This window comes from Arthrobacter sp. NPDC092385 (assembly GCF_044755105.1).
In the GTDB taxonomy this organism is placed as follows: domain Bacteria; phylum Actinomycetota; class Actinomycetes; order Actinomycetales; family Micrococcaceae; genus Arthrobacter_D.
In genome coordinates this window covers 166324-179745 of record NZ_JBIVQL010000007.1, presented here as the reverse complement: position 1 = coordinate 179745, position 13422 = coordinate 166324, and the positions used below count along the sequence as shown (strand labels likewise).

14 protein-coding genes and 1 other RNA gene are annotated in these 13422 nt (G+C 69.5%); 7 read left to right on the top strand and 8 right to left on the bottom strand.

What is annotated here, in order from left to right; translation table 11 throughout:
- The first annotated feature begins 3 nt into the window (after window positions 1-3).
- From ACIQCY_RS11205 to ACIQCY_RS11175, 7 genes are all read left to right on the top strand, one after another.
- Complete coding sequence (locus ACIQCY_RS11205) at window positions 4-1578, top strand: peptidoglycan DD-metalloendopeptidase family protein (RefSeq protein WP_400483963.1); 1575 nt, start codon at window positions 4-6, stop codon at window positions 1576-1578.
- A 70-nt stretch (window positions 1579-1648) separates the two neighbouring features.
- Complete coding sequence (gene smpB / locus ACIQCY_RS11200; RefSeq protein ID WP_105030166.1) at window positions 1649-2122, top strand: SsrA-binding protein SmpB; 474 nt, start codon at window positions 1649-1651, stop codon at window positions 2120-2122.
- A complete protein-coding gene (locus tag ACIQCY_RS11195) occupies window positions 2119-2493 on the top strand; it encodes a hypothetical protein (RefSeq protein WP_400483962.1) in 375 nt (124 codons plus the stop codon). The genes smpB and ACIQCY_RS11195 overlap by 4 nt, the downstream gene beginning before the upstream one ends.
- Before the next feature lie 117 nt (window positions 2494-2610).
- Window positions 2611-2978, top strand: a transfer-messenger RNA (tmRNA) gene (gene ssrA / locus ACIQCY_RS11190).
- A 124-nt stretch (window positions 2979-3102) separates the two neighbouring features.
- A complete protein-coding gene (locus tag ACIQCY_RS11185) occupies window positions 3103-4410 on the top strand; it encodes a D-alanyl-D-alanine carboxypeptidase family protein (RefSeq protein ID WP_400483961.1) in 1308 nt (435 codons plus the stop codon).
- A 46-nt stretch (window positions 4411-4456) separates the two neighbouring features.
- Window positions 4457-4684 carry a hypothetical protein gene (locus tag ACIQCY_RS11180; RefSeq protein ID WP_400483960.1) on the top strand — a complete coding sequence of 76 codons (228 nt, stop codon included), beginning with the start codon at window positions 4457-4459 and terminating at the stop codon, window positions 4682-4684.
- A 40-nt stretch (window positions 4685-4724) separates the two neighbouring features.
- Complete coding sequence (locus tag ACIQCY_RS11175) at window positions 4725-6875, top strand: alpha-galactosidase (protein WP_400483959.1); 2151 nt, start codon at window positions 4725-4727, stop codon at window positions 6873-6875.
- A 31-nt stretch (window positions 6876-6906) separates the two neighbouring features.
- Here ACIQCY_RS11175 and ACIQCY_RS11170 read toward each other — a convergent pair whose 3' ends face one another.
- The 8 genes from ACIQCY_RS11170 to ACIQCY_RS11135 form a co-directional block, all read right to left on the bottom strand.
- Window positions 6907-8007, bottom strand: coding sequence for a glutamate--cysteine ligase (locus ACIQCY_RS11170; RefSeq protein WP_400483958.1), 1101 nt, complete (start codon window positions 8005-8007; stop codon window positions 6907-6909).
- Window positions 8008-8071: 64 nt separating this feature from the next.
- Window positions 8072-8824 carry a metal-dependent transcriptional regulator gene (locus ACIQCY_RS11165; RefSeq protein ID WP_400483957.1) on the bottom strand — a complete coding sequence of 251 codons (753 nt, stop codon included), beginning with the start codon at window positions 8822-8824 and terminating at the stop codon, window positions 8072-8074.
- Window positions 8824-9708, bottom strand: coding sequence for a metal ABC transporter permease (locus ACIQCY_RS11160; RefSeq protein WP_400483956.1), 885 nt, complete (start codon window positions 9706-9708; stop codon window positions 8824-8826). The genes ACIQCY_RS11165 and ACIQCY_RS11160 overlap by 1 nt, the downstream gene beginning before the upstream one ends.
- Before the next feature lies 1 nt (window position 9709).
- Entirely contained in the window at window positions 9710-10525 is an 816-nt protein-coding gene (locus ACIQCY_RS11155; RefSeq protein WP_400483955.1) for a metal ABC transporter ATP-binding protein, read from the bottom strand.
- Window positions 10522-11445 (bottom strand): metal ABC transporter substrate-binding protein, encoded by a 924-nt coding sequence (locus ACIQCY_RS11150; RefSeq protein ID WP_400483954.1) that lies wholly within the window; start codon window positions 11443-11445, stop codon window positions 10522-10524. The genes ACIQCY_RS11155 and ACIQCY_RS11150 overlap by 4 nt, the downstream gene beginning before the upstream one ends.
- Window positions 11446-11476: 31 nt before the next feature.
- Window positions 11477-12241, bottom strand: a complete 765-nt coding sequence (locus tag ACIQCY_RS11145) for a class I SAM-dependent methyltransferase (protein ID WP_400483953.1) — start codon at window positions 12239-12241, stop codon at window positions 11477-11479.
- A gap of 27 nt (window positions 12242-12268) precedes the next feature.
- Entirely contained in the window at window positions 12269-13078 is an 810-nt protein-coding gene (hisN, locus tag ACIQCY_RS11140) for a histidinol-phosphatase (RefSeq protein WP_400483952.1), read from the bottom strand.
- Window positions 13079-13210: 132 nt separating this feature from the next.
- The gene (locus tag ACIQCY_RS11135; RefSeq protein ID WP_043446208.1) at window positions 13211-13414 is read right to left on the bottom strand and encodes a cold-shock protein; all 204 of its coding nucleotides are present in this window, start codon (window positions 13412-13414) and stop codon (window positions 13211-13213) included.
- Window positions 13415-13422 lie beyond the last annotated feature (8 nt).

Here is a 13422-nt window from a genome sequence, read left to right as displayed (position 1 = left end):
AGCATGCTGCACAACGCCAGGGGACACGTGCGCTCACCAGGGACCTGGTGGGCGCGGCAGGACAGGACGGCCTTCGCGGTCCGCGGCACCGCCGGCAGTTCCATTGCGCTCGTGGTCGCGCTCGCCCTCGGATCGGCGACGCCGGTCATGGCCGATGACCTCGACGATCGCAAGAGCGCCCTCGAGAACGAGATCGCCGAGGTCCAGCAATCCATGGAGTACCTGGACTCGGACATCGCCGAGACGATCGGGACCCTGAAGACCTACCAGGGGCAGCTTCCTGCCGCTCAGCAGTCCCTCGCCGACGCACAGGGCAGGGTCGAGACGGCCTCCAGCGAGGTCGGCGCCCTGGCCGTCCGGGTCGACCTGGCGCAGGAGACGAAGACCAAGATCTCCGAAGAGCTCCGCGCGGACGAGCGGAAGATGGAGGAGACCCGCGAGGTGATCGGGCAGATCGCCACCGAGGCCTACAAGAACGGCGGGGTTCCGACCAACGTCTCGCTGCTCCTGGGTGCGGAGGGCGTGGAGGACTTCACGGAGTCAATGGACATGGTGGACCAGGCCCTCCGCAGCCAGAATGCCGCGATGGAGCGGCTGTCCGAGCAGAACGCCACGAACGCGAACAGCCAGGCGCGGCTCGTCGCCGTCGAGGCCGAGATCACCAGGCTCAAGGAGAAGGCCGACGCCGCACTCGCCGCCGAGCAGTCGGCCCGCGATACCGCTGCGGGAGAGAAGGCCAAGGTCGACAAGCTCGTGGCCGACACCTCGGCGCTCTCCGCGAAACTGCAGGAGCAGAAGCCCGTCATCGAGGCGAAGCTCGCCGGCGTGGAGCAGGCCCAGCAGCAGGTCAACGCGGACATCGCCGAGCGCCAGCGCCGCCAGATCGAGGAAGCCCGCAAGGCCGAGGAAGCACGCCAGCAGGCGGAGCGGGCGGAGCAGGCACGGCTTCGGGCCGAAGCCGAGGCTGCGGCGGCCGCCGAGCAGGCTCGTCGCCAGGCCGAGGCAGAGGCTGCGGCGGCCGCCGAGACGGCCCGCCGGGCAGCGGAGGCCGAAGCGGCGAACAGGCCGGCGCCTGCCCCCGTCGCGCCCGCGCCGGTCGCGCCGGTCGCGCCCGTCCTCCCGCCTCCGCCACCCGTCGCCGCACCGTCGACGCCGAGCTCGTTCGGTCTGCGGTCCCCGGTCGGCGGGTCGATCTCCTCCGGGTTCGGCTGGCGTCCGACGCCGGTGGGAACCATCGACTTCAACGGCACCGGCGGCTACATGCACACGGGGATCGACTACGGCGTGGGCTGCGGCACCCCGCTGTACGCGCCCGCGGCCGGTGAGGTCTGGTACGCGGACTCGAACGTCCTGCCGGGCGCCGGCAACCGGATCGTGCTCAACCACGGCGTGGTGGGTGGCAACGCCCTCGCGACCAACTACTACCACCTGACGAGCTACCTCGTGTCCCCGGGCCAGCGCGTGAGTGCGGGCCAACTCATCGGCTACACGGGCACCACGGGCAACTCGAACGGTTGCCACCTGCACTTCGAGACCATGCTCAACGGCACCCTCGTGAATCCGATGGGGCTGCTCTAGGTCGTAGGATGGAAGGCACTGTCCACCGCGGGCTCCAGTCCGCAGCAGTGTCGCAAGAAGGAGTATCGCCGTGCCGAAGGAAAGTGGCCGGAAAGTGGTGGCCACCAATCGGAAGGCCTTCCACGACTACGCCGTGCTCGATACGTACGAGGCGGGCATAGCCCTCATGGGCACCGAGGTGAAGTCGCTGCGCGCAGGGCGTGCCTCGCTGATCGACGGCTATGCGATCTTCTACGGCGATGAACTCTGGCTCGAGGGCATCCACATCTCGGAGTACTCGCAGGGCAGCTGGACCAACCATGCGGCGCGTCGCAGGAGGAAACTGCTCCTGCACCGTGAGGAACTCACCAAGATCTCGCAGAAGATCCGCGAGTCCGGTTTCACCCTCGTCCCGCTGCAGCTCTACTTCCTCAATGGCAGGGCCAAGGTGGAGATCGCGGTGGCCAGGGGCAAGCGCGACTACGACAAGCGCCAGACGCTGCGCGAGAAGCAGGACAACCGGGAGGCGCTGCGCGCCATGCGCGAGAAGAACCTGGGAGCGTGAGCGATGTCTTCTGGGAAGCCCAGGAGGACGAGGAGCCGGAGCCTTCGGAACTGACGTACAAGCGGCCCTGGTGGGTGACGATCGGAGCGGTCGTCGACCTGATCCTGCTGCTGGTCGTGGTGCCGGTGGGGATCCTGTCCCTGATCCCGTTCGTGTTCCTCGTCTACGTCTTCTTCGCACAGCTCCTCGTCTGGATCTCGCCGGTGATGCTCGTGCTGAACATCGCCATCTTCTGGTGGAGCTTCCGCCGGAAGCAGGCGGCGACCACGGCCCTGGCTGCCCTCGGGATCGCCTTCGTCACCCTCGCGTTCGTCGTCGTCGGTCTCTGGCAATCGCCGGTCGTCATTCTCGGGATTCCCCTGTCGCAGTAGCGCCCGCCGTTCTCCTCCAGCGAAGTCCTCCGGAGCGGAAGCTCCGGGTACGGTAGACTGGATGAGTCGGACGGCCGGTGGGCCGGACGGCACAGGGATCACTTGATAACTGAACATGGGGATGACAGGTTTCGACGATGTTAGTCGCGACAGGGGAAGCGGGCCGAGGATACAGGGTTATCTCGTAAACGCTCCTTGTAAAACAATAAGTGCCGAACAAAAGCGCACTGACTTCGCTCTCGCTGCCTAAGCAGCCTAGCTAGTCCGTCAGCCCGGGTTTGCTCTCGCCCCGGATACTGGCGTCATTTAGAGGGCCACTGCTCCCGGTCCTCGTTGTAGGGACCGGGGGGACTTCTATACAACTGGGCTTGGCAGCCACTAGTTTGCACGATGGCTGGAGCCGAGAAAAACCGACGCAAACTGCGCCCGGAGAAGCCCTGACTACACTGCATCGGACGCGGGTTCAATTCCCGCCATCTCCACCACCCATGAAGCGCCTCGCCGGCATCCGGCGGGGCGCTTCGTCGTTGCCGGATCGTGCCGTCTGGGACCTTGTCGCCCCTCTCGCCGAAGCCTACTCTTGTGCTGCACCACCGAGTCCCAGGAGACATGATGAAGCGCAGCGTCCCGGACCTCCTAGCCGTGTTGATCTGTGCGTTGCTCGTGGTCGGCGGCGTCATCACTGCGCCGGCGAGCCAGGCAGCCACGGCGATCGACGCCAGGTATGCCGAGCTGGGTGGGGCGGGCGGCCGGCTAGGCGGGGCGACCGGAGCCGAGTTCTGCGGCCTGAGGGGAGGGGGGTGCCAGCGGAACTTCGAGCGCGGTGTGATTATCTGGTCGTCCGCCACCGGTGCGCAGCCATCGTTCGGCGCCATCCTCTCGAGTTGGCGTGGCAATGATGCGGAGAACGGACGCTTCGGTTATCCCACCGGCCCCGAGGTCTGCGGCATCACGGGGGGCGGCTGCTACCAGAACTTTCAAGGCGGTGCCATCATCTGGTCGGAGAGGACCGGGGCGCACATCTCGACAGGTGCCATCCGCGTCGCCTGGGCCCGGACGGGGTTCGAAGCCGGAAGGCTCGGGTATCCGACCACGGACGAGGTGTGCGGTTTGCGCGGGGGAGGCTGCTACCAGAACTATCAGGGCGGCTCCATCGTCTGGGCCCCGAGTACGGGGGCATGGCTCTCGGTGGGTGCGATCAGGACGAGGTGGGCCTCCACCGGGTTCGAGAACGGCGCCCTCGGCTACCCGATCACGGACGAGAGGTGCACGGGGAGCACCTGCGACCAGCGCTACCAGCGCGGCGTCATCGCCTGGACCGCAGCCGGCGGAACCGTACTTGGACGGGATATCGACGTCGCTGCGTCATCGGTGGTCGTCGTCAACAAGCGCCGGCCGCTGAACCCTGCGCGCTACATCCCCGGCCCGCTGGTCGGAGTCGAAGGACCCCTGCTCCGCAGCGACGCGGCGCAGCAGTTCTCCCGTCTCCTCGCCGACGCGCGTGCCGGTGGCATCGCGATGGTTCCGATCAGCGGCTACCGTTCCTATGACACGCAGGCGTCGCTCTACGCCTCGTATGTCAACCGGTACGGCCAGGCCACTGCGGACCTCATCTCCGCGCGCCCGGGATACAGCGAGCACCAGACAGGCCTTGCGGTGGATATCGGCATCTCCGATGGGACGTGCAGCTTGCAGGAATGCTTTGCAGGAACTCCTGCGGGAGCGTGGGCAGCAGGAAATGCCTGGCGCTACGGCTTCGTCATCCGCTACCCCCAGGGCCAGACGCCGGTCACCGGATACGCGTACGAGCCGTGGCACCTGCGGTACGTCGGCGCAACGATCGCGTCGGAGATGCGCGTCCATGGAGTGCCTACGCTGGAGCACTACATGAACCTGCCGGCGGCGCCGTCCTACTGAGGACTCTTCTCCCGCACTGACGGTGAGGGCGAACTACACTTGGGCGATGAGCTGGACCGACAGGCCGCCGTCGTGGCTCCCTCCACTGCCGCCTCCCCACCGGGGGCGGGCCCTGATCGTGCTCGGATGGATCCTCGTCGGCGGTACGTTCGTCTACATCTTCGTCATGAGCTATCTCGGCGGGACCCACACGCTCTACACGCTGATACCCCTCCTGCTCGGTCTCCTGTGCCTGATCATCGGCCTCCTGCGGCGGGACACCCGCGGGAGGTAGGTTCTTTGCTCCGCACTTCGTTACGCGGTAAAAATAAAGAATGACGATCGAGACGGTCCATCTTTCCCGCGGAGGCACCAGCGTGGTGCTCGAGCCCCACCCCTACGGCCTCCCGGCCCTTGCGTACTGGGGGCCCGACCTGGGCGACATCGGGGATCGGGAGGTGCGGTCGCTCGCCGTGGCGCAGCACCCCCAGCGCGTGTCCGGGGGCATCGACGTCCCGGCCCGGCTGACTCTCCTGCCCCTCGAGTCCGCCGGCTGGCAGGGGACCCCGGGCCTGGCGGGTGACCGCGCGGGAGCGCACCTCTACCCGCGCTTCACCGTGGTCGCGATGAACCGCCTCGCGGAGTCCGCCGGCGTGGTCATCGAAGCCCGTGACGACGACGTCGGCCTCGCGCTGAGCGCGCACGTGGGCCTGACGGCGTCCGGCCTGCTCACGCAGCGCCTCGTCCTCACCAACACGGGCGACGACGAGTACGAGGTGCGTGCGCTCAACCTCTTCTTCCCGCTGCAGCACACCGCCGCGGAGGTCCTCGACACCACCGGCCGGCACCTCCGGGAGCGATCGCCGCAGCGGCACGCCCTGACGGCCGGCACCTACACGCGCACGAGCCGGCGCGGGCGTCCGGGAGCGGACGCGACGGTGCTCCTCGCCGTCGGCACCCCCGGGTTCGGTTTCGAACACGGCAGGGTCCAGGGTGTCCACCTCGCGTGGAGCGGCAACCAGCAGGTCCTCGTCGAGAAGATCCCGGCCGGTTCCTCGTTCCTCGCCGCGGGCGAGGTGCTCTCGGCTCGGGAGATGGTGCTGGCGCCCGGGGAGAGCTACTCCACCCCGGAGGCCATCGGGTCCTGGGGCGACGGACTGAACGAGCTGTCCGGCCGGTTCCACCGGCACCTGCGCTCCCGTGCGACGCACCCGCAGCGGCCCCGGCCGGTCACGCTGAACACCTGGGAGGCCGTGTACTTCGACTTGGACCTCCCGCGACTACTGGCCCTCGCCGACCGCGCGGCCGCCCTCGGCGTGGAGCGGTTCGTGCTCGACGACGGCTGGTTCCGCGGACGGCGCGACGACACGTCGAGCCTCGGTGACTGGTACGTGGACGAGACGGTCTGGCCCGAGGGACTCGCTCCCATCATCGAGCACGTCCGCGGGCTGGGCATGGAGTTCGGGCTCTGGTTCGAGCCCGAGATGGTCAATCCGGACTCGGACCTCGCTCGGGCGCACCCGGAGTGGATCCTGCAGCCGGAGGGGAGGCTGCCCCTGCCCGGGCGCCAGCAGCAGGTCCTGAACCTGGGGAACCCGGATGCCTACGGGTACATCCTGGAACGCCTCGACGACATCCTGTCCGCCAACGACATCGCCTACGTGAAGTGGGACCACAACAGGGACCTGCTCGAGGCGGCGGACGCGGGAACAGGGCACGCGGCCGTCCACCGCCACGTCGTCGGCCTGTACCGGCTGCTCGACGAACTGCGCCGCCGCCACCCCCACCTCGAGATCGAGAGCTGCGCGTCCGGCGGCGCCCGGGTGGACCTGGGGATCCTCGCCCGGACGGACCGCATCTGGACGAGTGACTGCATCGATCCGATCGAGCGGCTCGTGAACCAGAAGTACACGAGCCTCGTGGTGCCGCCCGAGCTCCTGGGCATGCACGTCGGCGGCCCGGTCTCGCACTCGACCGGCCGGGCCCACTCCCTGCCCTTCCGGGCCGGCACGGCCGTCTTCGGCCACTACGGCATCGAATGGGACATCTCCGGGCTGACCGAGGGGGAGTACGCCGTCCTCGGCCGCTACGTCGACCTCCACCGGTCCTGGCGCGCGGACCTGCACCGCGGGGCCGTGGTGCACGCGGACCTCGTGGACCCGGCGATGGATCTGCGGGGCATCGTCTCCGAGGACGGCAGGCGCGCCCTGTTCGGCTATTCGCTCACGGCGTCGAGCGCCAGCTACCCGCCCGGGCCGCTGGCCTTCCCCGGGCTCGACCCGGAGGCGCTCTACGAGATCCGACCGGCCGTGCCCGCCGAGGGGCATCCCGGGAACGGGCAGTCACCGCTCGCCTGGCTGCAGTCGGCCCTCGACGGCTCGCCCCTCCGGCTCCCCGGCAAGGTGCTGGCGCAGGCGGGGCTGCAGGCCCCCGTGCTGCTGCCCGAACAGACGTTGCTGATCGAGTTGCGTGCCGTGGAGTCCTGACAGGGCGACGCCGTGCGGCCGCAGCCCGCGCCTAGGGCTCGAAGGTGAGGGTCCGTCCGTAGAGCGCCAGGAGCGCCTCCACGCCGCCGTCGTGCATGGCACGGCGCTGGCGCTCCGCGCCCGTACCCCGCTCCTCCATGGTGCCGAGCCCCGCCCGCACCCACCCGGTGTCGCCCTCTGCCTCGAGGGCGGGGCCGATGTGCTCGAGGAAGGACGCGAGGTGCTGCCGTGCGGGAACAGGCTCCGCCGTCGCGAGGTCCACGAGGTGGTGTTCCATGCCGTCCCGCGCCCCCTGCCACAGGGCCGCATCGAGGAGCTCGGGGTCCGGGACGAGGGGCACAGTGTCCGCGTCGGCCTCCTGCAGCGCCGTGACCACGAGCGCCCGGGTCAGCGCGCCGAGAAGCACCGAGTCCTGTGCCTCGAGCTGCACGTCGCAGGCCCTGAGCTCGAGGGTCGGATAGTGGTCCGAGAGCCGGGCCACCCAGGTCAGGACGCCGCGGTCCAGGATGGCACCGGAGGCACCGAGCCGGGTGATCCTGCGCTCGTAGTCCGCCGCATCCGCGAACCAGGGCGCAATGCCCTGGACGGCCCACCGACGGTAGTGGACCACGCGCCAGCTGCCGAAGCCGCTGTCCCTGCCGAGCCAGTAGGGGGAGTTCACGCTGAGCGCCGTGAGCAGCGGGATCCAGGGCCGGATCCGGTTGAGGGCCTGGACGCCGCGCTCCTGGTCCGGGACGCCCACGTGCACGTGCAGGCCGTTGACGAACTGGTCGCCCACGATCCCCGGGGCGCTCGCCCGCAGGTCCTCGTAGCGTTGCTTGTCGGTCAGCTCCGGGTAGGCCTGGCGGATCAAGGGCGCCGTGCCGGTCGCGGCCCCGAGGGTCCCCGCGCGCCGGGCCGCGTCCTCGAACATGCGGCGGAAGTTGAGCAGGGACTCCTCGGCCTGGGTCAGCGTGTCGCACACCGGTGTGGCCGTCTCGATCTGGCACGACAGCAGCTCGCGCTGGATCTCGTCCGCGCCGACTTCCGGAGCGGACTCGAGCAGTTCCTGTACCTCTGCAGCACGGTGGGACGGCAGTCCGGACACCGGTTCGAGGAGCAGGTACTCCTCCTCCAGTCCGAGTGTGGTCATGGTGGAACTCCCTCCAGGGGCGCGTGAACGCCCGGGGACATCAGGCACGGTCAGTCCGACCAGTCTAGGAGCGGCTGTCCCGCAGGCGCGATTCCCCCGGGCCGGCGAGCGTGCACCCCTCGTGGGGTCCGGCGCTCTCGATCCACAGGGAGCGGGCGAACACGACGTCGACGGCGAGGCCCGGGCCGGTGTCCCCGCCGAGGCGCAGTTCCAGCACGGACCCTGCCCGGTGCTGTGCCACGAGGACGTCGTCGAGCATGATCCCGTTGAGGTCGAGGAAGCGCAGGACGTCCGGATCGTCATCGCTGACCCGCACGAGCCTGCCCGCGTGGCCATCGTCCAGACCGTCGAGGCGGTGGGCCCGCGGGTACCGGACCGAGCCGTCCGCCCGAGGGATCGGATCTCCGTGCGGGTCCCGGCGGGGCCTGCCCAGCTTCGCATCCAGGCGCTCGACGAAGACATCGGAGACGGTGTGCTCGAGCAGTTCCGCCTCGTCATGGACCTCGTCCCAGCCGTACCCGAGTTCGGTGACGAGGAACGTCTCGATGAGCCGGTGCCGGCGGACCATCGCGAGCGCGAGGGCGAGGCCGGCCGGCGTGAGGCTGACGGGACCGTACTTGCGGTGCTCCGCCAGCCCGAGGTCCACGAGCTTGGCGACCATCCCGGTGACGGAGGAATTGGCGACCGACAGGCGGGTGGCCAGGTGGGTCGCGGTGACGGCGTCCTCCTGCCACTCGGTGAGGGCGTAGATCGCCTTCACGTAGTCCTGCACGCTGGTGGACTCGATGCTGAGGACGGCGCCCCTGCGGCCGGCCATCAGGCCCCTCCCCGCACGGCGGGAGCGGGGTTGCGGGCCGAGGCCCGCCGTCGCACCTGCCACAGCACGCCATCGGGACGCCCGATGAGGTACACGACCGCGAAGACGATGGCCTGGCACAGGACCACCGCGGCTCCGGTCGAGATGTCCAGGTAGTAGCTGGCGTAGATTCCTGCCACTGAGGCGGCCACGGTCAGCGCGACGGCGATGACCAGCATCCGGTCGAAGCTGCGGGACAGCAGGAAGGCCGTGGCCCCGGGGGTGATGAGCATTGCGACGACCAGGATGATGCCCACGGCCTGGAGGCCGACGACGACGGTGAGCGCGAGCAGGCCGAGGAGCAGCGCGGACAGGAACCGGGTGTTGAGCCCGATCACGTGGGCGTGCGTGCGGTCGAAGGCCAGCAGGGTGAGGTCCCGTCGCTTGAACAGCAGGATGGCGAGGGTCAGGGCGCCGAGGATCAGCACCTGCCACACATCGCCGGCCGAGACGCCGAGGACGTTGCCGAACAGGATGTGCATCAGGTCGATCTGCGACGGCGTCGCGGACACGATGGCCAGTCCGCAGGCGAAGAGCGCGGTGAACACCACGCCGATCACGGTGTCCGCCTTCAGCTTGGTGGTGGACCGGACGATCCCGATGAGGGCGACGGCACCCGCGCCGAAGACGAACGCCCCGATGGAGAACGGGATCCCGAGGATGTAGGCGAGGGCGACGCCGGGCAGGACGGCGTGGGAGACGGCATCGCCCATGAGCGACCAGCCCATGAGGATGAGCCAGCACGAGAGCACCGCGGCGACGACGGCGGCCGCGAGCGTGACGGCCAGCGCGCGCGTGAGGAAGCCGTACTGCAGGGGTTCCAGGAGGAAGGCGACGACGTCCATGTCAGGAGGCTCCCGTCGGCGCGGCAGGCTGCGATGGAGCGGTTGGCGGGACGGTCGGCGCCGGAGGCACGGGACCGAACGCGAGGGCGAGGTTGCCGTGCGTGAGCACGGCCGTCGGATCGCCCTGTGCCAGGACGCGCCGGTGCAGGAGGACCGCCTCGTCGCAGAGGTCGGGGACGCCGGCGAGGTCGTGCGTGGACACCAGCACCGAGCGGCCCTCGTCACGGAGTGCCTTCAGGAGCGTGGTCATGGTGCGCTCGCTCGCCTGGTCCACCCCCGCGAAGGGTTCGTCGAGCAGGAGCAGCCGCGCGTCCTGGGCGATGCTCCGGGCGATGAACACCCGCTTGCGCTGACCGCCCGACAGCCGGCCGATCTGACGCTTCCGGACGTCGGCGAGGCCGACCCTGCGGAGGGCGTCGTCGACCTCCGCGCGGTCCGCGCCGCTCAACCCGCGCGCGGGGCCGAGCCGTCCGTACAGGCCCATGGCGACGACGTCGTACACGGACACCGGGAAGGTCCAGTCGACCTCCTCCGCCTGCGGCATGTACGCGACGAGTCCCTGCTTCCTGGCGCTCGCGGTGGTCGTGCCGAAGAGCCCGATGCTGCCCTGCTGCGGGACCACGAGTCCCATGAGTGCCTTGAACAGCGTCGACTTGCCTGAACCGTTGACCCCGATGAGGCCGCAGATCCTGCCGGGCTCCAGGGCCACCGTGACGTCGTCGAGGGCGTGGACGTCGTCGTACCGGACGCTGAGGTGCCGGACGTCCAGGACCGGCGCAGGACTCTGCGCCGGTCCGGAGGCGGGGTGGTCCGTCATCGTGCGAGTCCTTCCGCGATGGTCTGCAGGTCGTGGCGGATGAGGTCGAGGAAGGTCGGTACGGGGCCGTCCGCGTCGGACAGGGAGTCGACGTAGAGCGTCCCGCCGAGCTCCGCGCCGCTGGCCAGGGCGACCTGCTCCTGGGCGGAGGGATTGACCGTCGACTCGCAGAAGAGCGTCGGCACCTCGTGCTCCTCCACGAACCCGATGACGTCGCGGATCTGCCGCGGCGTCCCCTCGGAGTCGGCGTTGACCGGCCAGATGAACGCCTCCTCGAGTCCCGCGTCCCGGGCGAGGTAGGAGAACGCCCCCTCGCAGGTCACGAGCGCCGGGGTGTCGATGGAGGCGATCTCTGCACGGAAGCCTTCCAGCAGATCCGTGAGCTCGTCCTTCAGTTCCCGGCCGTTGGCCTCGAAGTCCGCGGCGTGCTCGGGGGCGAGGCCGGCCAGGGCCTCCACCATGTTGTCCACGTAGGTCTGTGCCGCGAGGGGGGACATCCAGGCATGGGGATTCGCGCGTCCCGCGTAGTCGCCGGAACGGATGTCCACGGGCTCGACGCCGTCGGAGAGCACAGCATGAGGGGCATCGACCGAGTTCAGGAAGCGCTCGAACCACCGTTCCAGCCCCAGTCCGTTGTCGAGGATCAGGTCAGCCTCCTGTGCCCGGACGAGGTCCGACGGCGTCGGCTCGTAGCCGTGGATCTCCGCCCCGACCTTGGTGATGGACTCGACCCGGACATGACCGCCTCCCACGGTCCCGGCGAGGTCCGCGAGGACGGAGAAGGTCGTCAGGACGAGGGGGCGGTCGTCCGCCGGGGGTGCGGGGGAGGCCTGTGCAGAACACCCCGCCGCGACCAGCACGAGGGCGAGGCACCATGCTGTTCGGACCGGCCCGGCGATGCCGCGAGGAAATTGAGGCATGCCTAAATCTACCGCTCGGTGCGCGCGATGACTACCCGTCGAGCAGGGAGGCGCGCCAGGCATGCGTGTAGTACGGGACGCGGACGAGTGCACCGGGGTCGAAGGCGAGATAGTCCGTCAGGTACCACAGCAGGTTCGACTCGACGCGCTCCTGCAGGGCAGGGGAGGCCCGCTGGTAGTAGCTGCGGGACCGCGCGAGGTCGACGACACCGGGAATCGTCAGCTCCTGGGACCAGCGCACGAGGAGGTCCTGCGGCTCGGTGAAGAGCGGGCCGAACGACGGACGGTACGCGGGCGAGAAGACGTCGCCGGCATGCATGATGCGGGACAGGCGGTGCACCCAGGGAAGCGAGACGTCGAGCTGGTTCCAGACCAGGGCGAGCCGCCCGTGGGGCCTCAGTACCCGCGCCGACTCCAGGAGGGCTGCCGGCTGGTCGCACCAGTGCCACGCCTGCGCCAGGGTGAGCAGGTCCATGGAGTCCCCGGGCAGGTGCGAGTGCTCGGCGGTGCCCCGGACGGCGGGCACGTCGGGCAGGCGGTCCGAGAGGACGGCGAGCATGTCCTCCGACGGGTCCACTGCCGTCACGTCGAGGCCGCGTTCGGCCAGGAGGGCGGTGAAGATGCCGGTGCCGGCACCGACGTCGGCGGCCGTGCGTGCAGAATCCGGAACGATCCAGTCGGCCACGGTGCCGGGATAGCCGGGGCGCACGCGGTCGTATCTTCCCGCGCCCGAGAGGTAGGCGCCTGCCATGTCACGGCGGCGCTCGTCGTCGAGCCGGGGCCCCCCTTTCACCATGCGGCGTTCCCCGGACCGTCCGTGCCGCTAGAGCAGGTCATCCACATCGGGGTTGAGGGTCCGCAGGACCTCGCTGTGCAGCGTGCCGTTCGTCGCGAGGGCATTGCCACCGAACGGCCCGTCCTGGCCGTCCAGGGACGTGAACCGGCCTCCGGCCTCGGTCACGATGGGGACGAGCGCCGCCATGTCGTACAGGTTCAGCTCCGGCTCGCACGCGATGTCGACGGCGCCTTCCGCCACGAGGCAGTAGGACCAGAAGTCGCCGTACGCCCGTGTGCGCCACACACGGTCCGTCAGGTTGACGAACTCCGCCAGCGCGCCGCGTTCACGCCAGCCGGAGAGGCTGGAGTAGGACAGGGAGGCGTCCTCGAGCCGGGAGACGTTGGAGACCCGCAGGCGCTGCGCAGCCGCGAGCGACTTCCCGGTGTAGGCTCCTGTTCCCTCGGCCGCCCACCAGCGCTTGCCCAGCGCCGGTGCGCTGACGACGCCCACGACGGGCCTGCCGTCGTCGATCAGGGAGATGAGCGTAGCCCACACCGGTACGCCGCGGACGAAGTTCTTGGTGCCGTCGATCGGATCGATGACCCAGCGGCGTGACCCCGACCCCGTGCTGCCGAACTCCTCGCCGAGGACGGCGTCACGCGGACGGGCCCGGGAGAGCTGGCCGCGGATGGCTTCCTCCGCTCCCTTGTCGGCATCCGTCACGGGCGTGAGGTCCGGCTTCGTCTCGATCCGGAGGTCGAGCGCCTTGAAGCGCGACATCGTCTGGTCGTCGACCGAATCGGCCATGATGTGGGCCAGACGGAGATCGTCGTTGTAGCCCTGCGAGAAACTCATACCGATCAACCTATCGTCTCCCGGGCCTCTTCCCGCGCGGGGCGCGAGTGGCCCGGGACAGCAGAAAGCCACCGTGGGCTTGCGCCGCACGGTGGCTTTCGGTCCGTCGCCGCGGAAGCGGCATCGGGGAAGTTAGAGAACGGTGATGTTCTCGGCCTGGGGACCCTTGGGTCCCTGGGTGGTCTCGAAGTTGACCTTCTGGTTCTCTTCGAGGGAACGGTAGCCGTTCGAGTTGATCGCGGAGAAGTGGGCGAACACGTCAGCGCCGCCGTCCTCGGGAGCGATGAAGCCGAAGCCCTTTTCGGCGTTGAACCATTTCACTGTGCCAGTAGCCATGTTGTACA

Coding starts and splice junctions, on each gene's coding strand:
- ACIQCY_RS11135 (WP_043446208.1), bottom strand. CDS start 13,414: ATGGCTACTGGCACAGTGAAATGGTTCAACGCCGAAAAGGGCTTCGGC.
- ACIQCY_RS11160 (WP_400483956.1), bottom strand. CDS start 9,708: ATGGACGTCGTCGCCTTCCTCCTGGAACCCCTGCAGTACGGCTTCCTC.
- ACIQCY_RS11170 (WP_400483958.1), bottom strand. CDS start 8,007: ATGACCACACTCGGACTGGAGGAGGAGTACCTGCTCCTCGAACCGGTG.
- hisN (WP_400483952.1), bottom strand. CDS start 13,078: ATGAGTTTCTCGCAGGGCTACAACGACGATCTCCGTCTGGCCCACATC.
- ACIQCY_RS11180 (WP_400483960.1), top strand. CDS start 4,457: ATGAGCTGGACCGACAGGCCGCCGTCGTGGCTCCCTCCACTGCCGCCT.
- ACIQCY_RS11165 (WP_400483957.1), bottom strand. CDS start 8,824: ATGGCCGGCCGCAGGGGCGCCGTCCTCAGCATCGAGTCCACCAGCGTG.
- ACIQCY_RS11175 (WP_400483959.1), top strand. CDS start 4,725: ATGACGATCGAGACGGTCCATCTTTCCCGCGGAGGCACCAGCGTGGTG.
- ACIQCY_RS11185 (WP_400483961.1), top strand. CDS start 3,103: ATGATGAAGCGCAGCGTCCCGGACCTCCTAGCCGTGTTGATCTGTGCG.
- ACIQCY_RS11150 (WP_400483954.1), bottom strand. CDS start 11,445: ATGCCTCAATTTCCTCGCGGCATCGCCGGGCCGGTCCGAACAGCATGG.
- ACIQCY_RS11145 (WP_400483953.1), bottom strand. CDS start 12,241: ATGGTGAAAGGGGGGCCCCGGCTCGACGACGAGCGCCGCCGTGACATG.
- ACIQCY_RS11155 (WP_400483955.1), bottom strand. CDS start 10,525: ATGACGGACCACCCCGCCTCCGGACCGGCGCAGAGTCCTGCGCCGGTC.
- ACIQCY_RS11205 (WP_400483963.1), top strand. CDS start 4: ATGCTGCACAACGCCAGGGGACACGTGCGCTCACCAGGGACCTGGTGG.